The sequence below is a fragment of the Streptomyces spinoverrucosus genome, assembly GCF_015712165.1.
GTDB classification, from domain to species: Bacteria; Actinomycetota; Actinomycetes; order Streptomycetales; family Streptomycetaceae; genus Streptomyces; species Streptomyces spinoverrucosus_A.
In genome coordinates this window covers 6,134,459-6,159,583 of the sequence record NZ_JADPZX010000001.1, presented here as the reverse complement: position 1 = coordinate 6,159,583, position 25,125 = coordinate 6,134,459, and the positions used below count along the sequence as shown (strand labels likewise).

At 71.0% G+C, this 25,125-nt stretch carries 24 protein-coding genes and 2 pseudogenes; 17 read left to right on the top strand and 9 right to left on the bottom strand.

Features of this window, described 5'->3' with window-relative positions; genetic code table 11:
• Positions 1 to 68 precede the first annotated feature (68 nt).
• The 3 genes from I2W78_RS27985 (at position 69) to I2W78_RS27975 (ending at position 3,007) form a co-directional block, all read left to right on the top strand.
• Positions 69 to 728: a TetR family transcriptional regulator gene (locus I2W78_RS27985; protein WP_196463016.1), complete on the top strand. Its 660-nt coding sequence runs from the start codon at positions 69 to 71 to the stop codon at positions 726 to 728.
• Positions 729 to 874: 146 nt separating this feature from the next.
• Positions 875 to 2,092 (top strand): alpha/beta hydrolase, encoded by a 1,218-nt coding sequence (locus tag I2W78_RS27980; protein ID WP_196463015.1) that lies wholly within the window; start codon positions 875 to 877, stop codon positions 2,090 to 2,092.
• A gap of 66 nt (positions 2,093 to 2,158) precedes the next feature.
• The gene (locus tag I2W78_RS27975) at positions 2,159 to 3,007 is read left to right on the top strand and encodes a DUF4429 domain-containing protein (RefSeq protein ID WP_196463014.1); all 849 of its coding nucleotides are present in this window, start codon (positions 2,159 to 2,161) and stop codon (positions 3,005 to 3,007) included.
• Positions 3,008 to 3,084: 77 nt separating this feature from the next.
• Here the strand turns inward: I2W78_RS27975 and I2W78_RS27970 are convergent, their stop codons facing one another.
• Together I2W78_RS27970 and I2W78_RS27965 are read right to left on the bottom strand one after the other, a co-directional pair.
• Positions 3,085 to 4,101: an aldo/keto reductase gene (locus tag I2W78_RS27970; protein ID WP_196463013.1), complete on the bottom strand. Its 1,017-nt coding sequence runs from the start codon at positions 4,099 to 4,101 to the stop codon at positions 3,085 to 3,087.
• Positions 4,098 to 4,628 carry a MerR family transcriptional regulator gene (locus I2W78_RS27965; protein ID WP_196463012.1) on the bottom strand — a complete coding sequence of 177 codons (531 nt, stop codon included), beginning with the start codon at positions 4,626 to 4,628 and terminating at the stop codon, positions 4,098 to 4,100. The genes I2W78_RS27970 and I2W78_RS27965 overlap by 4 nt, the downstream gene beginning before the upstream one ends.
• A 107-nt stretch (positions 4,629 to 4,735) precedes the next feature.
• Here I2W78_RS27965 and I2W78_RS27960 point away from each other — a divergent pair, with 107 nt between their 5' ends.
• Together I2W78_RS27960 and I2W78_RS27955 are read left to right on the top strand one after the other, a co-directional pair.
• Positions 4,736 to 5,209 carry a GNAT family N-acetyltransferase gene (locus I2W78_RS27960; protein ID WP_196463011.1) on the top strand — a complete coding sequence of 158 codons (474 nt, stop codon included), beginning with the start codon at positions 4,736 to 4,738 and terminating at the stop codon, positions 5,207 to 5,209.
• A 19-nt stretch (positions 5,210 to 5,228) separates the two neighbouring features.
• Positions 5,229 to 6,053 carry a serine hydrolase domain-containing protein gene (locus tag I2W78_RS27955; RefSeq protein ID WP_196463010.1) on the top strand — a complete coding sequence of 275 codons (825 nt, stop codon included), beginning with the start codon at positions 5,229 to 5,231 and terminating at the stop codon, positions 6,051 to 6,053.
• A 6-nt stretch (positions 6,054 to 6,059) separates the two neighbouring features.
• Here the strand turns inward: I2W78_RS27955 and I2W78_RS27950 are convergent, their stop codons facing one another.
• Positions 6,060 to 6,710 carry a pirin family protein gene (locus I2W78_RS27950; protein WP_196464752.1) on the bottom strand — a complete coding sequence of 217 codons (651 nt, stop codon included), beginning with the start codon at positions 6,708 to 6,710 and terminating at the stop codon, positions 6,060 to 6,062.
• A 142-nt stretch (positions 6,711 to 6,852) separates the two neighbouring features.
• Here I2W78_RS27950 and fasR point away from each other — a divergent pair, with 142 nt between their 5' ends.
• From fasR to fabF, 5 genes are all read left to right on the top strand, one after another.
• Positions 6,853 to 8,058 carry a fatty acid biosynthesis transcriptional regulator FasR gene (gene fasR, locus I2W78_RS27945; RefSeq protein WP_196463009.1) on the top strand — a complete coding sequence of 402 codons (1,206 nt, stop codon included), beginning with the start codon at positions 6,853 to 6,855 and terminating at the stop codon, positions 8,056 to 8,058.
• An 89-nt stretch (positions 8,059 to 8,147) separates the two neighbouring features.
• Positions 8,148 to 9,059 carry an ACP S-malonyltransferase gene (locus I2W78_RS27940; protein ID WP_196464751.1) on the top strand — a complete coding sequence of 304 codons (912 nt, stop codon included), beginning with the start codon at positions 8,148 to 8,150 and terminating at the stop codon, positions 9,057 to 9,059.
• Between the two features lie 34 nt (positions 9,060 to 9,093).
• A complete protein-coding gene (locus tag I2W78_RS27935) occupies positions 9,094 to 10,095 on the top strand; it encodes a ketoacyl-ACP synthase III (protein ID WP_196463008.1) in 1,002 nt (333 codons plus the stop codon).
• Between the two features lie 83 nt (positions 10,096 to 10,178).
• Positions 10,179 to 10,427 (top strand): acyl carrier protein, encoded by a 249-nt coding sequence (locus tag I2W78_RS27930; protein ID WP_181659766.1) that lies wholly within the window; start codon positions 10,179 to 10,181, stop codon positions 10,425 to 10,427.
• 84 nt (positions 10,428 to 10,511) lie between these two features.
• Positions 10,512 to 11,783, top strand: coding sequence for a beta-ketoacyl-ACP synthase II (gene fabF, locus I2W78_RS27925; protein ID WP_196463007.1), 1,272 nt, complete (start codon positions 10,512 to 10,514; stop codon positions 11,781 to 11,783).
• 106 nt (positions 11,784 to 11,889) lie between these two features.
• On the opposite strand, the gene I2W78_RS27920 is transcribed toward fabF, so the two are convergent.
• Together I2W78_RS27920 and I2W78_RS27915 are read right to left on the bottom strand one after the other, a co-directional pair.
• The gene (locus I2W78_RS27920; protein ID WP_230885458.1) at positions 11,890 to 13,104 is read right to left on the bottom strand and encodes an IS30 family transposase; all 1,215 of its coding nucleotides are present in this window, start codon (positions 13,102 to 13,104) and stop codon (positions 11,890 to 11,892) included.
• A gap of 75 nt (positions 13,105 to 13,179) precedes the next feature.
• Positions 13,180 to 13,674, bottom strand: a complete 495-nt coding sequence (locus tag I2W78_RS27915; RefSeq protein ID WP_196463006.1) for a DUF3145 domain-containing protein — start codon at positions 13,672 to 13,674, stop codon at positions 13,180 to 13,182.
• Positions 13,675 to 13,926: 252 nt separating this feature from the next.
• On the opposite strand from I2W78_RS27915, the gene I2W78_RS27910 reads away from it, so the two are divergent.
• Both I2W78_RS27910 and I2W78_RS27905 read left to right on the top strand, forming a co-directional pair.
• Positions 13,927 to 14,817 (top strand): SGNH/GDSL hydrolase family protein, encoded by an 891-nt coding sequence (locus tag I2W78_RS27910; protein WP_196463005.1) that lies wholly within the window; start codon positions 13,927 to 13,929, stop codon positions 14,815 to 14,817.
• 299 nt (positions 14,818 to 15,116) lie between these two features.
• Positions 15,117 to 16,358, top strand: a complete 1,242-nt coding sequence (locus I2W78_RS27905; RefSeq protein ID WP_196463004.1) for a pyroglutamyl peptidase — start codon at positions 15,117 to 15,119, stop codon at positions 16,356 to 16,358.
• 8 nt (positions 16,359 to 16,366) lie between these two features.
• Here the strand turns inward: I2W78_RS27905 and I2W78_RS27900 are convergent, their stop codons facing one another.
• Complete coding sequence (locus I2W78_RS27900; protein WP_196463003.1) at positions 16,367 to 17,155, bottom strand: EI24 domain-containing protein; 789 nt, start codon at positions 17,153 to 17,155, stop codon at positions 16,367 to 16,369.
• Positions 17,156 to 17,381: 226 nt separating this feature from the next.
• Here I2W78_RS27900 and I2W78_RS27895 point away from each other — a divergent pair, with 226 nt between their 5' ends.
• The gene (locus I2W78_RS27895; RefSeq protein ID WP_196464750.1) at positions 17,382 to 19,895 is read left to right on the top strand and encodes a M14 family zinc carboxypeptidase; all 2,514 of its coding nucleotides are present in this window, start codon (positions 17,382 to 17,384) and stop codon (positions 19,893 to 19,895) included.
• 52 nt (positions 19,896 to 19,947) lie between these two features.
• Positions 19,948 to 21,096, top strand: a complete 1,149-nt coding sequence (locus tag I2W78_RS27890) for a serine hydrolase domain-containing protein (RefSeq protein ID WP_196463002.1) — start codon at positions 19,948 to 19,950, stop codon at positions 21,094 to 21,096.
• 70 nt (positions 21,097 to 21,166) lie between these two features.
• Here I2W78_RS27890 and I2W78_RS27885 read toward each other — a convergent pair whose 3' ends face one another.
• On the bottom strand, positions 21,167 to 21,595 hold the full coding sequence (locus tag I2W78_RS27885; RefSeq protein WP_196463001.1) for an organic hydroperoxide resistance protein: 429 nt from the start codon (positions 21,593 to 21,595) through the stop codon (positions 21,167 to 21,169).
• Between the two features lie 246 nt (positions 21,596 to 21,841).
• Positions 21,842 to 22,666 (bottom strand): annotated as a pseudogene (locus I2W78_RS27880) (VOC family protein); the annotation flags it as partial.
• Positions 22,667 to 22,717: 51 nt separating this feature from the next.
• On the opposite strand from I2W78_RS27880, the pseudogene I2W78_RS27875 reads away from it, so the two are divergent.
• A pseudogene (locus I2W78_RS27875) lies at positions 22,718 to 23,152 on the top strand (glycoside hydrolase family 15 protein); the annotation flags it as partial.
• Positions 23,153 to 23,263: 111 nt separating this feature from the next.
• Positions 23,264 to 23,473 carry a ferredoxin gene (locus tag I2W78_RS27870; protein ID WP_196463000.1) on the top strand — a complete coding sequence of 70 codons (210 nt, stop codon included), beginning with the start codon at positions 23,264 to 23,266 and terminating at the stop codon, positions 23,471 to 23,473.
• Between the two features lie 24 nt (positions 23,474 to 23,497).
• On the opposite strand, the gene I2W78_RS27865 is transcribed toward I2W78_RS27870, so the two are convergent.
• Complete coding sequence (locus I2W78_RS27865) at positions 23,498 to 24,520, bottom strand: NADP-dependent oxidoreductase (protein ID WP_196462999.1); 1,023 nt, start codon at positions 24,518 to 24,520, stop codon at positions 23,498 to 23,500.
• Between the two features lie 116 nt (positions 24,521 to 24,636).
• On the opposite strand from I2W78_RS27865, the gene I2W78_RS27860 reads away from it, so the two are divergent.
• Entirely contained in the window at positions 24,637 to 25,077 is a 441-nt protein-coding gene (locus I2W78_RS27860) for a MarR family winged helix-turn-helix transcriptional regulator (RefSeq protein ID WP_196462998.1), read from the top strand.
• Positions 25,078 to 25,125: the final 48 nt, after the last annotated feature.

Below are 25,125 nucleotides of genomic sequence, written 5' to 3'. Positions count from 1 at the left end.
CAAGTCGGTAACTGTCACGACACTCACATATAGCCTGATCAGGCAGAACAGTTCGCAGGAGAGGCCCCATGGACACGGTCGGCAACACACGGGCAGGGCCGCGGCCGGGCCTGCGCGAACGCAAGAAGCAGCGCACCCGGGACGCGCTGCTGCGCGCGGCGGTGGAGCTGTTCACCACCCGCGGCTACGACCACACCACCGTCGACGAGATCGCCGCCGCCGTCGACGTCTCGCAGCGCACCTTCTTCCGCTACTTCTCCGGCAAGGAGGAAGCGGCCCTCGCCCTGGAGGCGATGACGGTGGCGTACTTCGTCGAGGCGGTGCGCGCCCGCCCCGCGCACGAGCCGCCGATGGAGGCGCTGCGCCGGGCGGTGCTGGACGGCTGGGACCGGATCAGCGAGGTCATCGAGGCGGTCGTCCCGATCGAGCAGTACCTGCGGATGTACCGGGTGATCGAGTCGACGCCCGTCCTGCTCGCCGCGCATCTGCGCCGGTCGGCGGAGACGGAGGAGGAGATGGCGCGGCTGATCGCCGAGCGGGAGGGCCTGGACGTGGACGCCGATCCGCGGCCGCGGGTGGCGGTGGCGGTCTTCGGCGGGGTCATCCGGGTCACCGAACGGCTGTGGAGCACGGGGCCGGACGTCAGCCTGGAGGCGATGCGCACCTTGGCGGCCACGTACCTCGATCAGGTGGGTCCGGTACTGGCGGGCGACTGGCGCGGGCGCTGAGCCGGGCGCAGGCGGGGAGCGGCGCAGGCCGCGACAAAGGGGTGCGGTGCGGTCATTTGGCGTTGCGATCAGGTGACTTTCCTCAAACGTGATCCGCGCCACACGGTTCACGCGAGACACTCTCGTTCTCCTAGTGTGTCCTCCCAGTGACTTCCTTCGACACCTCGCCCTCGCTCAGCGTCTGGCGCGCCCTGCTCGCGCTGGCCGTGGTGTTCGTGATGCTGGCGACCACCGGCTGGACCGCGCTGCGCCACCACCGGTCGGACACCCCGCTCCAGGCCTCCCTGTCCGCCTGGGAGCGTGGCCGTCTCGACGGACACCGGTTGCCGGACCCGGACACCGCACCCGCCCGGCTCGCCGCCTTCTTCGCCTCGCTCACCGACGGTGAGCGCGCCCACCTGGCCCGCCGCTATCCGCTCGCGGTCGGCAACATGAACGGCGCCCCCGTCCAGCTGCGCTACCGGGCCAACCGCATCGCCCTCGACCAGGCCCGCAAGGTCGAACTCGAACGCATGCACGACAACCGGCTCAGTCCCACCGGGCAGCACGAGGCGGGCCGGCGTATGCACCGCTTCCAGTCGCTCATGCATGCCGATCGGCACATCCTCGCCTTCGACCCCGAGGGCTCCGGCCGGATCGCCGAGGTCTTCGGCGACCTCGACCGGGCCGAGCGGGTCTCCGTCGTCGTCCCCGGCGTGGACACCGACCTGCTCACCTTCCAGCGCACCAACCGCAGGTACGCCGCCCCGGTCGGCATGGCGAAGTCCCTCTACGCCGCCGAGCGCGCCGCCGCCCCGTCGACGCGCACGGCCGTGATCGCCTGGGCCGACTACACCACGCCCAACGGCCTCGGCATGGAGTCGGCCACCGCGATGCGCGCCGAGGCCGGGGCGGTCCGGCTGAACGCGCTGGTACGCGCGCTGCCCGGCGACGCGCCGGTCTCGCTGTTCTGCCACAGCTACGGCTCCGTCGTCTGCGGCGTCGCCGCGCACACGCTGCCCGGCCGGGTGTCCGACATAGCGGTGGCCGGCAGTCCCGGGATGCGCGCCACCAACGCCTCCCAGCTGCGCACCTCCGCGCGGGTGTGGGCGATGCGGGACGCCGACGACTGGATCCAGGACGTGCCGTACATGGAGTTGGGCGGGCTCGGGCACGGCGCGGATCCGGTGTCCGCGGCGTTCGGGGCGCGCGTGCTGTCGGCGCGCGGCGCCCACGGGCACGCCGGGTACTTCGAACCGGGCACGGAGAGCCTCGCCAACTTCGCCGAGATCGGGGTTGGCGCGTACCGCGCGGTGGACTGCGCCGACGATGCGGGCATGTGCCGGGCGGGTTTGTCCGGCACGACGGCGGTCGGACGCGCGTAGAGGCGCAGAAACTGCGGTCTGCGCAGGGAGGGGACGAAAGAGCGCGTGCCGCATACGATGAGCCGCATGGGTGACGTACTGGCCGGATTTCATGCCGCCTGGGAGTTCGAGTCCGACTCCGTGCTCATCCGCTACGAACGGGGGATTCGAACACCTAAGCTCTTCCAGGCGCTCGGTGAGCGGCGGGTGCCGCTGGCGGCGCTGCAGGGGGTGACGCTCTCCCCCGGGCGGCGCGGGACCGTCGTCCTGCGTGCCGAGCCGCGGCCGGGGGCGGATCCGTTGATGGAGGCGGCGGCGGGGCAACTGAGGGAGGGCAGCGATCCTTATCGGCTGGTGCTGCCCGCCGAGCGGGACGCTCTCGCGGAGTACTACGCCGACGAACTGCGGGCGCGACTGACGGAGTCCGGCCCGGCGGAGCGGTTTCTGGTGAACGCGCCCGAGGCACCGTTGTCGTTCAAGGCGTACGACGGGAAGGCCTCGTTCGACGGGACGTCGGTGGCGTTTCGGTGGTCCTGGGCGGGGGCCTCGTCGGCGAAGTGGAAGGCCGGGGACCAGAAGTTCGCCGTGGCGGATCTGAACGGCGTGGAGTGGCGGTCGCCGGAGGTGTTCGAGGGGCATCTGCGGTTGCTGCGGCGGGATGCCGGGGAGCAGCGCGGGCAGGCCGATCAGGATCCGGCGGCCGTGGTGTTCGGGCTGGGGTACGGGCCGGTGCATGAGTCACTGCCGTTCGCGGCGGCTGTGCTGGCGGCGGTGCGCTCCGCGGGGGCGGCGGGGGTTGTGGTGGCCGCCGCTCCGCGAAGGGATCCTGCGGATATCGCGGAGCGGATTCGGCATCTTGGGGAGTTGCATCAGGCCGGGTTGGTCACTGATGAGGAGTTCTCTGTGAAGAAGGCCGAGTTGTTGGCTGAGCTGTGATTTCGGGTACGTGGGGGCTGGTCGCGCCCACGCGGCGGAGCCGCATATTGATACAGCCCCGCGCCCCTTGGGGACGTCTACTCCCGTCCCGCCGACGTGAACGTCATGTCTGCGTAGCGGTTGCCTGACACCCTGCTCGCTATGGGGTCCAGGAGTTTCAACTCCTCCTCACTGAGGACAATCTTCGTGGCCGCCGTGTTCTCCTCGACGCGGCTCGGCTTGCGTGTGCCCGGGATCGGGACGATCGCGAGGTCGTGTACGGCCGTCTGCTGCTGGACCCAGGCCAGGGCTATCTGGCCGAGGGTGGCGCTGTGGGCCTCGGCGACCGATCGGATCGGTTCCAGGAGCGCCGCGTTCGCCGTGGCGTTGTCGCCGGTGAAGCGGGGCTGCTGGCGGCGGAAGTCGTCGGCGGTGAGGTCCTGCTCGGCGTTCACGAAGGAACCGGTGAGGAAGCCGCGGCCGAGCGGGGAGTACGGGACCAGGGCGACGCCCAGTTCCCGCGCCGCCGGTACGACCTTCGCCTCGATGTCCCGGCTGAACAGCGACCACTCCGACTGCACGGCGGCGATGGGGTGCACGGCGTGCGCGGCGCGCAGTTCCCCGGCGGTGACCTCGCTGAGGCCCAGGTGCTTGACCTTGCCCTCGCGGACCAGCTCGGACATCACGCCGACCGTCTCCTCGATCGGCACGTTCACGTCCCGGCGGTGCATGTAGTAGAGGTCGATCACGTCGACGTCGAGGCGCCGCAGGCTGGCCTCGACGGCCTCGCGGATGTAGGGCGGGTCGTTGCGGATGACCCGCCGGGTCGGGTCGTCCGGCGGGATCGACAGGGCGAACTTGGTCGCGATCACGACCCCGTCGCGGTGCGCCTTGAAGAACGACGACAGGAACCGCTCGTTGTCGCCGGCGCCGTACGCGTCCGCCGTGTCGTACAGCGTGACGCCCAGCTCCAGCGCCCGCTCCAGGGTGGCCCGTGACTCGTTCGCGTCGGAGGGGCCGTAGGCGAAGCTCATGCCCATGCAGCCGAGGCCCTGCACACCGACCTCGGGGCCGCCCTCGCCGAGCCGTACCGTCGCCATCGTGCTGTCGTTCATCGGGTCCTCTCCCCTTCGTGCGACGGGTGCGCGCGGTCGGCGTCGGAGTAGAAACTGATCTTGCGGTCGAGTACGGCGAGGGTGTCCTGGAGCTCGGCGATCCGCTCCAGGACGTCCCGGCGGGTCGTCTCCAGCAGCTCGCGGCGCTCCGCGAACGTGCCGTCGCCCGCGCGCACCAGCTCCGCGTACCGCACCATGTCGGCGACCGGCATACCGGTCAGCCGCAGCTTGCCGACGAGGTCGAGCCAGTCCAGGTCGCGGTTGCTGTAGCGGCGCTGGCCGGTGTGCGACCGGTCGATGTGGGACATCAGGCCGATCCGCTCGTACCAGCGCAGGGTGTGCGCCGACAGGCCGGTGAAGGCGACGACCTCACTGATCGTGTAGCGGTCCTGACCGTCGGGGCGTGGATGCCGGCGGGGCGCGGCGGAGCAGATGTCAGTGCGGGTAAGGGCCTCTTCGTGGGCCCCTTGGTGGATCTCCTCGTGGGCCGCTTCGGTGGCTGCTGCCGTGGTCTGCATCACCGTCATGCGTTCCACGCTATGACCTTGGAGTGCACTCCAAGCAAGCGCGGCCGGAAAGAGACGGTAAGAAAATCGGCGGGACGGGCGGGGGCTCGGCGGTTAGCGTGCGGGTCATGAGTCTCGTACGCCGTGCCCTGCCGGACGATGTCGAAGAAGTGCTGCGCCTGCGCCAGGTGATGATCGACTCGGTGTTCTCCGGCGGGTCGTCGTCCACCGAGTGGCATGCCGAGTCCCTGCCGAGGCTCCGGGCGCGGCTGGCCGAACCGGACGGGGACTTCGCGGCGTTCGTGGTGGACCATCCGGACCGGCCGGGGGCGCTGGCGGCGCTGGCGGTCGGGACGCTGGAGTACCGGATCGGCAAGGCGGGCAACCCGCGCGGGCTGGTCGGGTACGTCTTCAGCGTGGCCACCGATCCGGACGCCCGCAGGCGGGGGTACGCGCGCGCGTGCACGGCGGAGCTGCTGGAGTGGTTCCGCGAGCGGGGCGTCGGGCAGGTCGACCTGACCGCGTCCGCCGAGGCGGAGCCGCTGTACGAGTCGCTGGGCTTCGCACGGACCGGGGACCCCTTCATGCGGTGGGTGCCCTGAGCACGATTAGGCTCGGGGCATGTCCTTGCAGAGCTTGGCGTTGATCGACAACTGGCCGGTTCCCACCGCTGCGGCGGGGGTCGCACGGGCCGATGGTGCCGTGCTGGGGGTGCGGGGGCCGGTCGGGCAGCGCTTCGCGCTGGCCTCGGTGACCAAGCCGCTGGCCGCGTACGCCGTGCTGGTCGCGTACGAGGAGGGCGCGGTCGAGTTCGACGAACCGGCCGGGCCGCCCGGGTCGACGGTGCGTCATCTGCTGGCGCACACCTCGGGGCTGGCCTTCGACGAGCACCGGGTGACGGCGCCGCCCGGGGAGCGGCGGCTGTACTCCAACGCCGGGTTCGAGCAGCTCGGGGACCATGTCGCCAAGGCCACGGACATCCCGTTCGCGGAGTATCTGCGGCAGGCGGTGCTGGAGCCGCTGGGCATGACGTCGACCTCTCTTGAGGGCTCCCCGGCGAAGGACGGGGTGTCGACGGTCGAGGACCTGCTGCGGTTCGCCGCCGAGGTGCAGGCGCCGCGGCTGCTCGACCCGCGTACGGTCGCCGAGGCGATGAGCGTGCAGTACCCCGGGACGAAGGGCGTGCTTCCCGGGTACGGGCACCAGAACCCCAACGACTGGGGGCTCGGCTTCGAGATCCGCGACGCCAAGTCGCCGCACTGGACGGGCGGTTCGTCGTCACCGCGCACGTTCGGGCACTTCGGGCAGTCCGGTACGTTCCTGTGGATCGACCCGGACGCGGGGCTGGCCTGCGTCGCCCTGTCGGACCGGGCGTTCGGGCCCTGGGCGATCGAGGCGTGGCCGACGTTCACGGACGCGGTGCTCGCGGAGGCGCGCGCGGCCTGACCGCCGTCAGGCCATCTCCCACATCAGCAGCTCCGCCGACGTCACCCCCACCGCCTCCACGTCCTTCGCGTCCACGATGCGGGCCGCGTCACCGGGGCCCAGGCGCTCGGCGTCCAGGGTGACTTCGCCGTGCACCACATGGACGTAGACGTGGGGGGCGTCGGGGACCGCCGTGCGTTCGCCCGGGGCCAGACGGCGTACGTGCAGCATCGCGCCGGCCTCCGGGACCGCGTACGGCGTCGCGTCCGCGATGCCGTGGACGATCTCGTACGCCGGGTCGCCGCCCGGCGCGAGCGGGGCCAGCCACATCTGCACGAACGTCAACGGGCGTTCGCCGTCGTTGCGTTCGACGTGCCGCACGCCGGACGCGGCGCTCAGGCGCTGCACGTCACCGGCGCGGACGACCGTCTCGTGCCCCGTGGAGTCGCGGTGCGTCAGCTCGCCCTCGGCGACCCACGTGACGATCTCGGTGTGGCTGTGCGGGTGCTCCGCGAAACCGGCGCCGGGAGCCAGGCGTTCCTCGTTGCAGGCGATCAGGGCGCCGAAGCGCAGGTTGTCGGGGTCGTAGTGGGGGCCGAAGGAGAAGGCGTGACGGGACTCGATCCCGGCCTCCGGGTCACCTCCGGGGTAGCGCTCACCGGCGCGCCGCACGTCCATCACGGACACCACCGTAGCCCCGCCCCGCACCACCCGAGGACCGCACCACGCGCGCCCCGGCCCCCACGCTCCGGGTGCGTGGTGTGGACCTCACCCCGACCCGGCGACACGCGTCCGCGTCCCGATAAGGCAGTCTTGTCCCGTGCCCGAACCCGAAACCAGCAACACACGTACCGCCTCGCACGGCGTGCATCCGCACTCCGCGACCCTGAAGCGGCTGGAGAAGTCCTCCGGCAGTCTCGCCGCCCAGGCCATCGCGCGGATGGACGAGACGCTGCCGTGGTACCGGGCCATGCCCCCGGAGAACCGTTCCTGGATCGGGCTGGTCGCGCAGGCCGGTATCGCCGCGTTCACCGAGTGGTTCCGGCACCCGGACGCCCCGCAGGCGATCTCCACCGACGTCTTCGGCACCGCGCCACGCGAGCTGACCAGGGCGATCACGCTGCGGCAGACCGTGGAGATGGTGCGCACCACCATCGAGGTCATGGAGAGCGCGATCGACGAGGTCGCCGCCCCCGGCGACGAGAGCATCCTGCGCGAGGCGCTCCTGGTGTACGCGCGGGAGATCGCCTTCGCCACCGCCCAGGTGTACGCCCAGGCCGCCGAGGCACGGGGTGCCTGGGACGCGCGGCTGGAGTCGCTGGTCGTGAACGCCGTGCTGAGCGGCGAGGCCGACGAGGGCGCGGTGTCGCGGGCGGCGGCGCTGGGCTGGAACGCGCCGGAGCATGTGTGCGTGGTGCTGGGGACCGCACCCGACGGAGACTCCGAGCTGACCGTGGAGGCCATCCGGCGTGCGGCACGGCATGCCAAGCTGCAGGTGCTGACCGGGGTGCTGGGCGACCGGCTGGTAGTCATCGCGGGCGGCAGCGACAATCCGCTCGCCGTCGCCAAGTCGCTGATCGGGCCCTTCGCCGCAGGTCCGGTGGTCGCCGGCCCGATCGTGCCCGATCTGCTGGCCGCGACCAGGTCCGCGCAGGCCGCCGCAGCGGGGCTGAAGGCGTGTTCCGCCTGGCAGGACGCGCCGCGGCCGGTGCTGGCGGACGACCTGCTGCCGGAGCGCGCGATCGCCTCGGACCCGAGTGCGCGCGAGCAACTGGTGGAGGAGATCTACAGACCACTGGAGGAGGCCGGCTCCGCGCTCCTGGAGACGCTCAGCGTCTATCTCGAACAGGCGAGCAGCCTCGAAGGCGCCGCCCGGATGCTGTTCGTCCATCCCAACACCGTGCGCTACCGGCTTCGACGTGTGACTGACGTCACCGGTTGGTCGCCATCCGATGTACGTTCCGCGTTCACGTTGCGCATCGCGCTGATCCTGGGGCGTCTGGCTGATGGAGATCTCCAGCCCTAGTCTTTTGTCGGGGGCCCACAAATCCCCTTCCCGTTCTTCGTCCTTGTCCCCACGGGCGGCCGTGCCCGTACCCAAGAGAGAGTGTGAGAGTGCTCGTACTCGTCGCTCCCGGCCAGGGCGCCCAGACGCCCGGCTTCCTGACTCCCTGGCTCGAACTGCCCGGTGCCGCCGACCGCGTCGCCGCCTGGTCGGACGCCATCGGACTGGACCTCGCCCACTACGGCACGAAGGCCGACGCGGACGAGATCCGCGACACGGCCGTCGCGCAGCCGCTGCTCGTCGCCGCCGGGCTCCTGTCTGCCGCGGCACTCGGTGACATTTCGCCGGGCGCGGTGGCGGGCCACAGTGTCGGCGAGATCACCGCGGCCGCCTTCGCCGGTGTCCTCGACGACACCGCCGCGCTGACCCTCGTGCGCAAGCGGGGCCTGGCCATGGCCGAGGCCGCCGCGATCACCGAGACCGGGATGTCGGCGCTGCTCGGCGGCGACCCCGAGGTGAGCGTGGCGCACCTGCAGAAGCTGGGCCTGACCCCGGCGAACGTCAACGGCGCCGGGCAGATCGTGGCCGCGGGAACGCTGGAGCAGCTCGCGGCGCTGAACGAGGACAAGCCGGAGGGCGTCCGCAAGGTCGTCCCGCTGAAGGTGGCCGGCGCCTTCCACACCCACCACATGGCACCCGCGGTCGACAAGCTGGCCGCGGCCGCCGAGGCGCTGACGCCCGCCGACCCGAAGATCACCTACGTCTCGAACAAGGACGGTCAGACGGTCGCCACCGGCGCCGAGATCGTCGAGCGGCTGGTCGGCCAGGTCGCCAATCCGGTCCGCTGGGACCTGTGCATGGAGACGTTCCAGAAGCTCGGCGTCACCGCGCTGCTGGAGGTGTGCCCCGGCGGCACCCTGACCGGCCTCGCCAAGCGCGCCCTGCCCGGCGTGCAGACGCTGGCCCTGAAGACCCCCGACGACCTCGACGCGGCCCGCGAGCTCATCGCCGAGCACGCCTGACGCCCTGCTGACGCCCTAAGGAGCCGACTGCAACATGTCGAAGATCAAGCCCAGCAAGGGTGCCCCGTACGCGCGGATCCTCGGCGTGGGCGGCTACCGGCCCACCCGGGTGGTGCCGAACGAGGTGATCCTCGAGAAGATCGACTCGTCCGACGAGTGGATCCGTTCGCGCTCCGGCATCGAGACCCGGCACTGGGCGAGCGACGAGGAGACGGTCGCCGCGATGTCGATCGAGGCGTCCGGCAAGGCGATCGCCGACGCCGGGATCTCCGCCGAGCAGGTCGGCGCGGTGATCGTCTCGACCGTCACGCACTTCAAGCAGACCCCGGCCGTCGCCACCGAGATCGCCGACAAGCTGGGCACGGCCAAGGCCGCCGCCTTCGACATCTCGGCCGGCTGCGCGGGCTTCGGCTACGGCCTGACCCTCGCCAAGGGCATGATCGTCGAGGGCAGCGCCGAGTACGTCCTGGTCATCGGCGTCGAGCGGCTGAGCGACCTGACCGACCTGGAGGACCGGGCGACGGCCTTCCTGTTCGGCGACGGCGCCGGCGCGGTCGTCGTCGGCCCGTCGCAGGAGCCCGCGATCGGCCCCACGGTGTGGGGTTCCGAGGGCGACAAGTCCGAGACCATCAAGCAGACCGTGCCGTGGACGGACTACCGGGCCGGCGAGGTCGAACGGTTCCCCGCCATCACGCAGGAGGGCCAGGCGGTGTTCCGCTGGGCCGTGTTCGAGATGGCCAAGGTCGCCAAGGAGGCGCTGGACGCCGCCGGAATTGAGCCGACCGACCTGGACGTCTTCATTCCGCACCAGGCCAACGAGCGGATCATCGACTCGATGGTGAAGACACTCAAGCTGCCGGAGTCGGTCACGGTCGCCCGTGACATTCGCACCACCGGCAACACCTCGGCCGCCTCGATTCCGCTCGCGATGGAGCGGCTCCTGGCGACCGGCGAGGCGAAGAGCGGCGACACCGCGCTCGTCATCGGATTCGGGGCGGGTCTCGTGTACGCAGCGACGGTCGTTACTCTCCCCTAGGCACTCCGTGCCGGATCATGTTCGATCCGGTGCGGGAAGCAGCACCGCCACACCCTCTGGAACACTACGAAGGAGCGCCTGACATGGCCGCCACTCAGGAAGAGATCGTCGCCGGTCTCGCGGAGATCGTGAACGAGATCGCCGGGATCCCCACCGAGGACGTCCAGCTGGACAAGTCCTTCACCGACGACCTGGACGTCGACTCGCTGTCCATGGTCGAGGTCGTCGTCGCCGCCGAGGAGCGCTTCGACGTGAAGATCCCCGACGACGACGTCAAGAACCTCAAGACCGTGGGCGACGCGACCGAGTACATCCTCAAGCACCAGGCCTAAAGGCCCCCTGGGCCGGGTGTCTCCGGCCCCGCCACCCGGCGGTGGCGCCGCTGAATCCTCGTATCCGTTGGAGAAAGAATTCCCGTGAGCCCGACCAATCGCACCGTGGTCGTCACCGGTATCGGCGCAACCACACCGCTGGGTGGCGACGCAGCCTCTACCTGGGAGGGCTTGGTCGCCGGTCGTTCCGGCGTCAAGCCCCTGGAGCAGGAGTGGGCCGCCGAGCAGGCGGTCCGCATCGCCGCGCCGGTCGCGGTGGAACCCACCGAGACCATCCCGCGGCCGCAGGCCCGCCGCCTCGACCGCTCGGCGCAGTTCGCGCTGATCGCCGCGCAGGAGGCGTGGGCCGACGCCGGTTTCAACGCCAAGGCCGGCGAGGGCGCCGAGGTCGACCCGGACCGGCTCGGCGCGGTCATCGCCTCCGGCATCGGCGGTGTGACGACCCTGCTCGACCAGTACGACGTGCTGAAGGAGAAGGGCGTACGCCGGGTCTCCCCGCACACCGTCCCCATGCTGATGCCGAACAGCCCCTCCGCGAACGTGGGTCTGGCCGTGGGCGCCCGGGCGGGCGTGCACACCCCGGTCTCCGCGTGCGCCTCGGGCGCCGAGGCCATCGGCTACGCCATCGAGATGATCCGCTCCGGCCGCGCCGACATCGTCGTCGCCGGTGGTACGGAGGCGGCGATCCACCCGCTGCCGATCGCCGCGTTCGGCAACATGATGGCGATGTCCAAGAACAACGACGACCCGCAGGGCGCGTCGCGTCCCTACGACGTCGCCCGCGACGGCTTCGTCCTCGGCGAGGGCGCCGGTGTCGTCGTCCTGGAGTCCGCCGAGCACGCCGCGAAGCGCGGGGCGCGGGTGTACGCCGAGGCGGTCGGACAGGGCATCTCCGCCGACAGCCACGACATCGTGCAGCCGGAGCCGGAAGGACGTGGCATCAGCCACGCCCTGCAGAACCTGCTGGAGCGTACGGATCTGGATCCGGCGGAGATCGTGCACGTCAACGCGCACGCCACGTCGACGCCGGCCGGTGACGTCGCCGAGCTGAAGGCGCTGCGGAAGGTGTTCGGTGACGACACCGACCACATCGCGGTGTCCGCGACGAAGTCGATGACCGGTCATCTGCTGGGTGGTGCGGGCGGTGTCGAGACGGTCGCGACCGTGCTCGCGCTGTACCACCGGGTGGCTCCGCCGACCATCAACATCGAGAACCTCGACCCCGAGGCCGAGGCGAATGCCGATGTGGTGCGCGGTGAGGCGCGGAAGCTGCCCGTCGAGGGGCGTATCGCCGCGCTGAACGACTCGTTCGGGTTCGGTGGGCACAACGTGGTGCTGGCGTTCCGGACGGTCTGAGAAGACAGCCTGAGAAAGACAGTCTGAGAAGCACCCATACGTACGTGAAGGGCCCCCACCTTTCGAGGTGCTTTCTAGGGGTCGTCGCAACACGTGGTCGTGTTGATCAGGCCGCGAGCAGTTTATGCAGGCGCTCGGCTGGGGTTTCCCAGCCGAGCGTTTTGCGTGGGCGACCGTTGAGTTCGGCGGCCACGGCGTCCAGGTGCTTGCGGGTGTGGACCGAGAGGTCGGTGCCCTTGGGGAAGTACTGCCGCAGCAGGCCGTTGGTGTTCTCGTTGGAGCCTCGCTGCCAGGGGCTGGCCGGGTCGCAGAAGTAGACCGGGATGCCGGTGGCGACGGTGAACGCGCCGTGGGCGCCCATCTCGCTTCCCTGGTCCCAGGTCAGGGACCGTGTGAGGTGCGAGGGCAGGGTCTGGACCGTGGTGACCAGCACGTCCCGGACGCTCTCGGCGCCGTGGTCGCCGGGCAGGTGCAGGAGCATGACGTAGCGGGTGGCGCGCTCGACCAGGGTGCCGATGGCCGACTTACCGTCCTTGCCGATGATGAGGTCGCCTTCCCAGTGGCCGGGCACGGCCCGGTCTTCCGCTTCGGCGGGCCGTTCGCTGATCATCACCATGGGGGTGGAAAACCGTGGCTGGCGCTGCTGGGCCTGGCGACGCGGCTTGCGCCGGGCGCGACCGGTCCGCAGGGCGCGGGCCAGCTCACGGCGCAACTCTCCGCGTCCTTGGACGTAGAGAGCCTGGTAAACCGTCTCGTGGACCACATGCATCTCCGGCCGCTCGGGCAACTGTGCCCGCAGAGCCTGGCAGATCTGCTCCGGACTCCACCGTAGATGCAGGTGGTCCTGGATGAAGTCCCGCAGCTCACGGTTCCGGCTGATCTTTCCCGGCTTGGGGCGGGGCCGGCGGGCATCGGCGCGGGCCTGGGCGGCGTGCGGCCGGTACTGGCCGTTGCCCGGATGCCGGTTACGGCGGATCTCGCGGCTGACGGTGGACGGGCTACGGCCCAGCTCGGCCGCGATCGCCCGGAGCGTGGCCTTCTCCCGCAGCCGGTCAGCGATGTAGATCCGGTCGGCCTCACGCAGATACCGGGACGGACCAGAAGGCGGCACCACCGCGTTGATCGGTGGTGCCGCCTTCTGCCTACGGTCGGCGCTGCGGCCGTTACGCCACTTTCTGCCGGTCCGCTCGTCGATACCGACCAGCCGGCAGGCTTCCTTGTTGCTGTAGCCCTGTTGCACGAGCCGGGAGTATTCCGTCCGCTCCCGGCTCAGCTTCACAGGCCCCTGAGCCGTCCGGTCCCCACGAATCTCGAAGTCCATTGCCACCCCTGAACTGGGGTGTTGCAACGACCACTAGAACTGAAGCGAGGTGGGGGCCCTTCACCTGTCCAGGCTTCAGACCACCTGGTGCAGCCAGCGGACCGGTGCTCCCTCACCCGCGTACCTGAACGGCTCCAACTCGTCGTCCCACGGCTTGCCCAGGAGTTTGGCGATTTCCGCTTCCAGGTCCGTTTCATCCTGCTGGGCGCGGGTCAGGGCCGCGCGGAGGCGGTCCTCGGGGATGAGGATGTCGCCGTGGATGCCGGTGACGGCGTGGAAGATGCCGAGGTCGGGGGTGCAGCTGTAGCGCTCGCCCTCGGCGGTGGCGCAGGGTTCGGCGGTGACCTCGAAGCGCAGGAGTTGCCAGCCGCGCAGCGCCGAGGCCAGTTTGGAGGCGGTGCCGGGCTCGCCCTGCCAGGAGAACTCCGAGCGCCACGTGCCGGGCGCGGCCGGCTGCCGGATCCAGTCGAGGTTGACGCGCGTGCCGAGCACCCCGGCGACGGCCCACTCGACGTGCGGGCACAGCGCGCGCGGCGCGGAGTGCACGTACAGGACTCCACGTGTCGTCACCGGGACCTCCGGGCTGAGCGGGCGTGTTGCGGCTGGCAGGGCGGCGGTGGCCGGTCGGCCACGTTGATGGCGAGGCTACCGTGCGGCGGCGCAAGGAGTGTGACGTACCGTCGGTCCCGGCGCCCGGAAACTCCCGCCATTCACCCAGGGGGACGCTTGTACGGGCGTGACCCGTTGCACAGCGAGCGGCCGGGAACCTTCGCGCGTTGTATGGAGGGGGTCAAGGAGAGCGAGTGAGGGGGCCGGCGGACGATGCGGAAGACCGGACAGCGGGTGCGAACCGCGGTGGCCGTGCTCACGGCTGCCGTGGTGGGACTGACCGGCTGCGATGCCATGGGCGGCGACGGGCCGGACGAGGCCGGCCTGGGCCGGCAGCGGGCCGAGGCGGGTCCGGCGGTGGTGTGGGACCGCAGTCCCGGGTCGATCGCCGCCGTCGGTGACTCCATCACCCGTGGGTTCGACGCCTGCGCGGTGCTGGTGGACTGCCCGGAGGTGTCCTGGGCGACCGGCGACAGTCCCGAGGTGAACAGCCTCGCCGTACGGCTGCTGGGCGCGCGGGCCGCCACGCACAGCTGGAACTACGCGGTGAGCGGGACGGCGATGGCGGACCTCCCGGCGCAGATGGAGCGTGCGGCGGCGCGCGAGCCGGAGCTCGTGACGGTGATGACGGGCGCGAACGACGCCTGCCGGTCCTCGACGTCGGCGATGACGCCGGTGGACGACTTCCGGGCCGACTTCGAGGACGCGCTGCACACGCTGCGCGAGGCCCTGCCCAAGGCTCAGGTGTATGTGGCGAGCATTCCGAACCTGATGCGGCTGTGGTCCGAGGGCCGTACGAACCCGCTGGGCAAGCAGGTGTGGAAGCTGGGGATCTGCCCGTCGATGCTGGGCGACGCGGACGCGGTGGACGCGGCGGCCAACGAGCGGCGCGCGACGGTGCAGCGGCGGGTGATGGACTACAACGCCGTGCTGGCGGAGGTCTGCGGGGCGGACGAGTACTGCCGGTACGACGGCGGGGCGGTGTTCGAGTACCGCTTCGGCACCGCGCAGTTGAGCCCTTGGGACTGGTTCCACCCGAGCAAGAACGGTCAGGCGCGGCTGGCGGAGATCGCCTATCGGAAGGTCACCAGCGAGAAGCCTTAGGGTTTCGGTCCGACGGCACGGCCGTGCTCCGCTGTGCGTTGCTCCCGTGAGCCCCGGTCCGGATGTCAGGTCCCGGACCGGGGCTGCTCGTGGGACCCATCGCCCTGGATCAGACGGTAGTCGTCGGCGTGATCCTGCGGTCCGCGATCGAGCGGCCCGCCTGGATCTCGTACGAACCTTTCACAAACGACCGTGAGGCGCGCCCCTGCGTCACGGACCATGGCGCAGGCCTCTTCCGTCACGGGATACTGCGGCCGTTCCCGGACTGCACCCCACTGCGACGGAAGGACCCGAACCCCTTGAATTCCATACGTGTTGGCATCGGTGTACTCGGATGTGTCCTGGTGGCCGGGCTCGCCACCCCGGCCGGCGCCACCGCTTCGGCACAACCGGCGTACACCGTCGAGGAACAGCGACTGGAGCGGGCCGTGCCGCAGGAGATTCTGCGGCGGTCCGGATTCGACGAGGTGGCGCCCGGGTTCGCGGACGCGCTGGGTGCGGCCCGGTCGTACGCGCAGGCCCACCGGATCGTCGTACGGGAAGGGTCGGCGCTGTGGCGGCGGGCGGTGGACCGGGCGCAGGGGCGGGGGCCGGTCGAGGGGGATCTCAGCCGGGACGACGATCGACCCCTGTACTGGGCGCGGTTGGGGATGACCCGGGAAGTGCGCGGCTGGGAGCCGGAGTTCGGGCTCGGTGAGCGGGGGCGGGCGGCGCTGCTGGACGCGTTGGAGCGGACCTCGCGCGGGCAGAGCGACCTCCACTATCCGCGCGGCGGCAAGGGCATGAAGCGGATCCTTGTCACCGGGTTCGATCCGTTCACCCTGGACCGGGACGTGCGGATCTCCAATCCGTCCGGTGCCACCGCGCTCGCCCTCGACGGCGTGGTGATCCGGACGGCGGACGGGCCGGCGCGGGTGGAGACCGCCGTGTTCCCGGTGCGCTGGCAGGACTTCGCGGACGGCACGGTGGAGCGGACGCTACGGCCGTATCTGCCGAAGGTCGATCTCTTCACGACCGTGAGCCAGGGCCGCGTCGGGCGGTTCGACATCGAGCGGACCAACGGGGCCTGGCGGGGCGGGTTCCCGGACAACGAGAACGTCAGCCGGACGGAGACCGTCCCGGTCACCGACCCGGCCTCGCAGCCGCAGTGGACGTCGACGACCCTGCCGTACGAGCGGATCGTGACCGCCGGCACCGGCAGGTTCCCGGTGTACGACAACACCAGCGTGACCGAGATACCGGCGGGCGGCACCGAGGCCGTCGTCCGGCCGGACGGGCCGACCCCCGGGTCGACGGCACGCGCCGGGGGCGGCGGGAACTACCTCTCCAACGAGATCGCCTACCGGGCGACGCTGCTACGGGACCGGCTGGGGCTGCACGACACGCTGCCCGGCGGGCACGTGCACACGCCTGTACTGCAGTTCGGCGCGGGCAACACCACCGAGGTCACCGACCCCGAGTTCGTGCAGAACCGGCTGGACATCATCGCGCAGGTACGGGCGATCGTGACCGCCGCGGCCGACGCGCACTCGCGGCACTGAGGTCGCCGTTACCTGGAGCTGCCCTCGGCCTCGTCGAGGGCGGCTTCGACGATCTCCTCGCCCCGCAGTTCCCGGGCCAGCAGCGTCGCGCCCGCGACCGCGCCCGGCATCAGGAAGACGGCGACGAAGGGGACGAGGAAGGCGAGCCCGAGGGGCGTGCCGAAGCCCCAGATCAGGGTCCTGCGGGAGCGCAGCAGGGCGAGCCGGTCGCGGAGTTCGACGCCCCGGCGCTGGAGGGCCACGGAGGTGAGTTCCTCGGTGAGGAAGAAGCCGGTGACGAAGACGCCGAGCACGGGTACGACCGTCTGGCCGGCCACCGGGACGAAGCCGAGGGCGAAGAGCAGCACGCCCCACACGGCGGCGCGGGCCAGGACCCGGAGGCTGTCGCGGGCCGAGATCCACAGCTCCTTGTACAGGGGCAGGTGGGAGACGGGCGCCGTGCCGTCCGGGGAGACGTCACGGTCGACCGACTCGGACAGCGCCTCGTAGAAGGGCTGGCCGACCAGCAGCGTGACCGCCGTGAAGGTGAGGACAGAGAGCAGCAGGGCGAGGGCGAAGAGGACGGCCGTGAGGAAGCCGCGGAACAGGCCGGGCCAGGGGCTGGACCAGTCGTCGGCGAAGGGCGTCGCCCAGGTGACGAAGTCCTCGCCCCACAGCGCCAGCGCCACCAGGGCCGCCGCGTAGAGGACGAGGGTGATCAGGCCGGGCAGCAGCCCAAAGCCGTACTGCTTGCCGTGCCGGGCCACCCAACGCTGGCCCTTCAGGAGATAGCTGAAACCCGCCCCGAGATCGTGCATGGGGGAACCCTATCGGGGCGGCCTCCGGGGGCGGTCACGCCGGCGTAACGACCGGCAGGGTCCCGAGTGCCGCCGTGGGCCATCCGGGGCAACGGCCGGTATCGGCGACACCAACGCCCCCTTGTTGCGGTTGAGTCGAACAGGTACACCTCGCCGTACCGATCTCAGGAACCCGGAGGAGGTACGCGTGCGCATCACGAGAACGACCTCTGCGAGACCCGTCCTGATGGCCACCCTCGCCCTCACCACGGCAGGCTCACTCCTGCTGGCCGCCCCCGTCCCGGCAGGCGCGGACACCGACCCCGTCACCCGGGCGGAGACGGAGGGCCCCGCCCTCGACCACCGCCCCGCCAAGTCCCCGGCGAGCACCGCCCGTCAGGCGTTCACCGCGCCCGTCCCCGATCTCTCGGACGCGTTACGTGGTTACCCGCGTGAGCAGCAGCTCCCCGCGGACCCCGTGAACCCGGCCGACAAGTCCCTCAAGCTGGGCCTCACCCCGTACCACGGCATCGCGTCGAAGCTGAACGCGCTGCAACGCCTCGGCGACCGGGTGAGCGTGGAGATCGCGGGCCGCTCGGCCGGTGGCCACCGGCTCTATCTCGTCACCGTCACCGCCCCGGAGACGGCCCGTCAGACGCGCGAACAGACCCGGATGCGCGAGCTCATCGAGAACGCGCCGACGACGGCCGCGAAGGACCCGCGCATCAGGGCCGCGTACAAGACGCCCGTCTTCTTCAACAACAACATCCACGGCAACGAGTGGGAGGGCACCGACGCCTCCCTCAAGCTCGTCGAACGGCTCGCGACCGCGAACGACGCGCGGACCAGGGACCTGCTCGCGCACAGCCGCCTGTACTTCAACATCACCGCCAACCCGGACGGCCGTATCGCCGGAACCCGCGCGAACGCGGGCGGATTCGACCTCAACCGGGACTTCGTCACCGCCTCCCAGCCCGAGACGCGGGCGATGCGGCAGATCATGGTCGACAAGCAGCCGGCCGTCCTGCTCGACCTGCACGGCTATGTCAACGGCACGCTCATCGAGCCCACCACGCCGCCGCACGGCGAGAACTACGAGTACGACCTCTTCCTGAAGCACACCTACGCCAACGCCCTCGGCATGGAGGCCGCCGTCAACGGCCTCGGCCACACACCCGGGAGGGACGGCGTCGAGCCCGCGCAGATCCCCTTCCGGGACCAGGAGGAGGGCTGGGACGACTGGCCGCCCATCTTCACCCCGCAGTACGCGGCCTTCCACGGCACGGTCGCCGCGCACACCGTCGAGATCCCGCTCCAGGTGAACAACAACGCCTACGACAGCCTGCCGCAGCGCGAGCTGCGGCGCCGGGCCGCGATCAACGTGGCCGTCGCGGGCGCCGCGCTCGACGCGACCCTCGACTACGTGCGGGGACACCGCCGTTCACTGGTCGCCGACCAGATCGAGGTCTTCAGGCGCGGTGCGGCGGGGGCCGCGCAGGTGCCGGTGTCCGAGCAGACCGTACCCGGCGTCCCCGGCATCGGCCCGGAGGACGTCTACACCACCACCTTCCCCCGCGCCTACGTCATCCCGGCGGGCGCCGCCCAGCGCTCCCCCACCGCCGCCGCGCGCCTCGTCGACCACCTGCTCGCCCACGACGTCCGCGTAAGCCGCGCACCGCACGACTTCCGGCTCTCCGGGCGGTGGTACGCCAAGGGCTCGTACGTCGTGGACATGCGCCAGCCCAAGCGCGGGCTCGCGAACGTGCTGCTGGCCGACGGGCGGGACATCAGCGACAAGGTGTCGGCGATGTACGACATCTCCGGCTGGAGCCTCGGCCTGCTGTGGGGCGCCACGGTCGAGCCGGTGCGGGGCCTGTCCCACGTGCTGCTGCGTCCGGTGCGCGAGGCCGCACACGTGGGGTACGTCGCCCCGCACGGCGACCTCCGGCTGCGCCTCGACGATCCAAGCGAGGTGGCGGCCCTCAACTCCCTGCTGGCCCAAGGCGTCCGGGTCCGGCCGGCGGCCGACGGCAGTGCGATCGTGCCGGGCGCGGCACGGCGGCAGGCGGCGGCCGCGGCACGGACGTACGACGTCGCCTTCGACGCCACCCGCCTGACCGGCGGCAGCCCGCTGACGCGCGTACGGGTGGCCGCGGCCGTCACGTCGGGCGAGCTGTTCGCGCTGCGGGAGATGGGCTTCGAGGTGACGCCGGTGTCGACCGGGACGCTGAACGCCGGTTTCGACTGGTCCGGGGTGAAGGTGCTGTTCGTGTCGGCGGGGCTGGCGTACGACGACCTCAACCCGGCGGCGCGGAAGGCTCTCGACCGCTTCCTCGACCGGCACGGTCTGGTCGGGCGCGGCGCGGCCGGCGCGGCGCTCAACGCCGACGCCGGGCTGCTGCCGGTCAAACCCGTCGAGGGCAACGGCGACGCCAACGGGGTGGTGCGGGTGGTGAACACCGGCGGCCGGATCACCACAGGCGCGCCGGAGCACTCGTTCGTCTACGCGCCGGTGTGGTTCACGGACCTCGGACGCGGGGTGCGGATCGAGCAGTCGTACGCGGCCGGGAATCCGCTCGTGTCCGGGCACTGGCGTGCGCTGCCGGACGGCACCGGCGGGCCCGCCGCCGCGGCGGGGCGGGCGTCGGTGGTCAGCGGCGCGCACGCTGTGCTCTTCGGCACTGAACCACTCTTCCGTGATCACCCCAAGGGGGCATTCGCTCAGGTCGGGCGGGCATTGTTCACCTTGGCGACCAGGTAAACCACGGCACACACGCGAGCAGCGGACGGCCGAGGAGGCAAAAGGAGATCGGATGACGCAGGAGATCCACGGCACCGTCGCCGACGGCTACGAGGAGGTGCGCGCGGAGTTCGCCGCTTTCGTCGCGCGGGAGCGGCCGGACTACGAGGGGCAGTTGTGCGCCTACGTGCACGGGCGGCGGGTCGTCGACCTGTGGGCGGGTCCGGACGGCGCCTCGGCCGAGTCGCTGTACGGCGTCTTCTCGTCCACGAAGGGCGCCGCCCACCTCGTCGTCGCGCTCCTCGTCCAGGACGGCACGCTGGAACTGGACCGCAAGGTGACGTACTACTGGCCGGAGTTCGCCGCCGAGGGCAAGGGCGCGCTGACCCTGCGCGAGCTGCTCACGCACCGGGCGGGGCTGATCGGGCTCGACTCCGGGTTCACCGAGGAGGAGCTGGCGGACGACCGGGTGATCTCCGAACGGCTCGCGGACCAGCGGCCGTTCTGGCGGCCCGGCACGGCGTTCGGCTATCACGCGCTGGTGATCGGCGCGCTCGCCGGTGAGGTGGTACGGCGGGCTACGGGCCGAACCCTCCAGGACGTGTACGAGGAGCGGGTGCGCGCCCCGTACGGGCTGGACTTCTTCCTCGGGCTGCCCGCCGCCGAGGAGGTCCGCTTCCGATCCGTGCGGCCGATGCTGCCGACGCCCGAGCAGCAGGCGGTCCTGGACGCCCAGCCGACCGGGCCGCACACGCTCACCGCGATCGCCTTCAACACGCACGCGGGTGGGGCGGGTGAGCTGGTGGACCACGCCAACTCCCGCCTCGTCCGCGCCAAGGGACCGGCGTCGGCCGGTGGCGTGGCCGCCGCGCGCGGCCTCGCGGGGATGTACGCGGCGGCGATCAGCGAGGTGGCCGGGCGGCCGCCGCTGCTGAAGCCGGACACGGTCGCCGAGGTCGGGCAGATCCACTCCGTCGGCCACGACCTGGTGGCCCGGGCCCACAAGGCGTACGGGCTCGGTTTCCAGGCGACGGCCGAGACCTGGTACCCGTTCCTGGGCGCGGGCGCCTTCGGGCACAGCGGCGCGGGCGGCTCGCAGGCCTTCGCCGATCCGCGCAGCGGGCTGGCGTACGGGTACACGCGGCGGCGCTGCGCGTTTCCGGGTGGGGCGGCGCCGGAGAACGAGCGGTTCGTGCGGGCGGTGCATCGGGCGGCCGTCTGACCGGGGAACATGGGCGAAGGCCGCACCCCACGTCCAAGGGTGCGGCCTTCGCCGTACGCAACGAGTGCCGTCAGTCGAGCGTCACGGTGATGTTGCCGCGGGTCGCCTTGGAGTACGGGCAGATCTGGTGGGCCTGCTCGATGAGCGCCTTCGCGGTGGTCTCGTCGACGTTGGGGATGTCCGCCGAGATCTCGACGATGATCCCGAAGCCGTCGTCGTTCTTGCCGATGCCGACCTTCGCGGTGACGGTCGAGCCGGAGATGTCGGCGTTCTCCCGCCGGGCGGCGACGCCGAGGGCGCCCTGGAAGCAGGCGCTGTAACCGGCGGCGAACAGCTGCTCCGGGTTGGTGCCGGAGCCGCTGCCGCCCATCTCCTTCGGCGGGTTCACGACGACGTCGAGCTTGCCGTCGTCGGTGGCGACCCGGCCGTCACGGCCGTTCTCGGCGGTGGCGACGGCGGTGTAGACGACATCAGAACGTCGGATAGGGCTGCTGGGCATGCGGTGCTCTTCCTCCTCGGTCCGCCCGGGACTCGCGCCCACGACCCCAGGCGGTTTCGGAAAGAAGTTATCGCATACCGGAAAGTCAAGGAAGGGTGGGTCGGCATGCGCGGCCAGCTCGGGGATGGGCCCCAGGGCCAGGAGCTTGGACACACCCCGCAGGGCGAAGATCAAAACGATGAGACAGACCAGAGCGGCGTAGAGGTACATGAGAGCTTCTCAGTGATGTGGAGGATGGAGGCACCTGCCCGGGCGGCGGCGGTGAGCCCCGCCCGCGGCGATCGCGTCGAGGTCGGTCACCTGGTACGCGGAGTGGACGTAACCGGTTCCGGGACCGAGATGCATGGCCAGGGTGTGGTGGTCGACGGCCAGGCTGCCCTGGTCACAGCGGATGAAGGCCATGGCCGGACCACGCCCGCGCTGCCCGTCCAGGAACAGGAAGTCGGACACGATCATCCCCAGGGTGTCCAGGTACCAGTTCAGTGCCCGTTCGAACACCCGCGTCTCCAGCACCACATGCCCCAGCCGCTGGATGCGCGAGGGCTCGCGCGGCGGGCGCTGGGTGGTGTTCGTACGACGGTGGTCCGTGCCGAAGTTGAGCAGAAGCGGCTGCTGTTCGGGCAGCGCGGGCAACTGCTCGGCGCAGTGCGCGACCCGGACGACGAAGCCCGAGGGGTCGAGCAGGGCGACCGACAGGCCGCCACCGGGTACGTCGGCGTCCCGGACGCTGGTGCCGGTAGCGCGAGCCAGCCGGTCCAGGTCGGTCCGCTCGGCCGCGCGGAACGCCGGACCGATGAACCGGGACGCCTGCCCTCGCCGGATGACCATGCAGGGTGAGCCGGCGAAGGTGCCGCGCAGCCACAGCTCCCGTTCGGTGCGGGCGGCGATCGCGAAGCCGAAGTCACGCGCGAACACCTCCGCCCGGTCCAGATCCGGCTTCTCGAACTCAAGCCAGGCCAGGTCCGCCACCTTGATCACGGGACTCCTGGAGCGCCCGGGGTGTTCGCCGCGCACGGCGCCCTTCTCGCTGTGGAGGTCTTGGTTGAAATCATCAGCTTTGCCGTTACCCATCGCCAATAGGGAAACAACAAGAAATTGATGATCTCATCAATAGTGGGGGTGTTCGTCTACTCCCGACTGATGTGCTGGGTGGCCATCGACCGCGCCATCCGCATCGCCCGGCACCGGAGCCTGCCCGCCGAGCTCACCCGCTGGGGCCCGGTACGGGACCGGATCTACTGGCGGATCATGGAGCAGGGCTGGTCGCCCACCCGGCAGGCCTTCGTCCAGCACGAGGACGCCGGCCCCGACGGCCTGGAAGGCGACGAGGGCACCTTCTCCATCTGCTCCTTCTGGTACGTCGAGGCCCTCACCCGCGCCGGACGCCTGGACGAAGCCCGCCTGGCCTTCGAAAAGATGCTCACCTACGCCAACCATGTCGGCCTCTACGCCGAGGAGATCAGCCACACAGGCCGGCAACTGGGCAACTTCCCCCGGGCCTTCACTCACCTCGCCCTCATCAGCGCCGCCTTCAACCTCGACCGCGCCCTGGGCTGACCCGCCGCCCTCCGGTGCCCCGACCCGCGGCCGCCGCCGTGGCCGTGCGAGCCCCCCGTTCTCACCCCATGCTGGAGATGAGGGGGTGAGACAACGGAGGAAGTGGTGGGGATGCGGACCGTTGTGGATCTCACCCGCTGCCAGGGCTACGCCCAGTGCGTGTTCCTCGCTCCGGAGGTGTTCCAGCTGCACGGGGAGGAGGGCCTGTTGTACGCGACGGCCGTCCCCGACAACCAGGTCGAACACGTGCGCCAGGCCGCGGCGGCGTGCCCGGTGCGGGCCATCCTGCTCGGTGAGGAGGTGAGCGCCGGTGCCCGGTGACCGGCGGGCCGTCGTCCCCTCGACTCAGAGCTTGACGATCATCTTCCCGGTGTTGTCGCCGCGCAGGACGCCGAGGAAGGCCTCCAGGTTGTTCTCGATGCCCTCGACGACGGTCTCGCGGTACTTCAGGGCGCCCGAGGCGACCCAGGGGCCGACCTCCTGGACGAACTGCGGCTGGAGGTCGTAGTGGTCGGCGACCAGGAAGCCCTCGATGCGGCCGCGGGTCTGGATGAGGCGGGCGAGGTTGTTCGGGCCGGGGGCGGGCTCGGTGTTGTTGTAGACGGAGATCATGCCGCAGACGGCGATCCGGCCGCCCTGGTTGAGGGAGCCGATGGCCGCCTGCAGGTGCTCCCCGCCGACATTGTCGAAGTACACGTCGATCCCGTCCGGCGCGGCGTCCCGCAGCTGCTCGCTCACCGGCCCGGCCTTGTAGTTGAAGGCGGCGTCGAAGCCGTACTCCTCGACGAGCAGCTTGACCTTTTCGTCGGAACCGGCGGAGCCGATGACCCGGGAGGCGCCCTTGAGCTTCGCGATCTGCCCCACCTGGCTGCCGACGGCACCGGCGGCCCCGGACACGAACACCACGTCGCCCTCCTTGAAGGCGGCGGTGCGCAGCAGACCGGCGTACGCGGTGAGCCCGGTCATGCCGAGGACGCCGAGGTACGTCGACAGGGGCGCGGCCTGCGGGTCGACCTTGACGGCCTTCGTCGCGTCGACGGCGGCGTACTCGCGCCAGCCGAGGGAGTGCAGGACGTGGTCCCCGACGGCGACGGCCTCGGCGTTGGAGGCGACGACCTCGCCGACCGCGCCGCCGTGCATGACCTTGCCCAGCTCGTAGGGGGCGGCGTAGGACTTGGCGGCGCTCATGCGCCCGCGCATGTAGGGGTCGACGGAGACGTACAGGTTCTTCACCAGCACCTGTCCCTCACCGGGCGTGGGCATCGGGGCCTCGACGAGGGCGAAGTCCTCGGGCTTGGGCCAGCCGACGGGGCGGCTGAGGAGGTGCCATTCGCGGTTGGCGTCGGGAAGGGTGGGAATGTCGGTCATGTGGGGCGCCTTTCCACTCAGCGTCGGGCTCAACGCTCAGAACAATACTTCAGTACCTGAAACAACGATGCGCTTGAACATTTCATGCTGTCAAGTAACCGGGTACTCTGGGAACCATGGCCACACCTCACACCACCCGCCCCGACGCGCTGACCATGGAAGTCGTCGACCTGATCGGCTCGGTCGTGGCCCGCTACCACGAGGAGTACGAGGGGGCGGCCGCCGACCACGCGCTGACCGGCGCCCAGGCGAAGCTGCTCAGCCTGCTCTCGCTGGAGCCCCTCCCCATGCGCAAGCTGGCCCACAAGCTCAAGTGCGAGCCCTCGAACGTCACGGGCATCGTCGACCGCCTGGAGGCCCGGGGCCTGGTCGAGCGCCGCCCGGACGCGACCGACCGCCGGGTGAAGCTGGCGGCGGCGACGGACGAGGGCCGCCGGGTGGCCCGCAGCCTGCGCGAGTCCCTGCGCTTCGCCCGGGAGCCGCTGGCGGGGCTGAGCGAACAGGAGCGGCTGACACTGCGGGATCTGTTGCAGCGGATGGTGGGGGCGGAGGGCTAGGACCCCTCGGGCCTGTCGTTGGATCATCTCGGCGTCACGCCTTCCGGG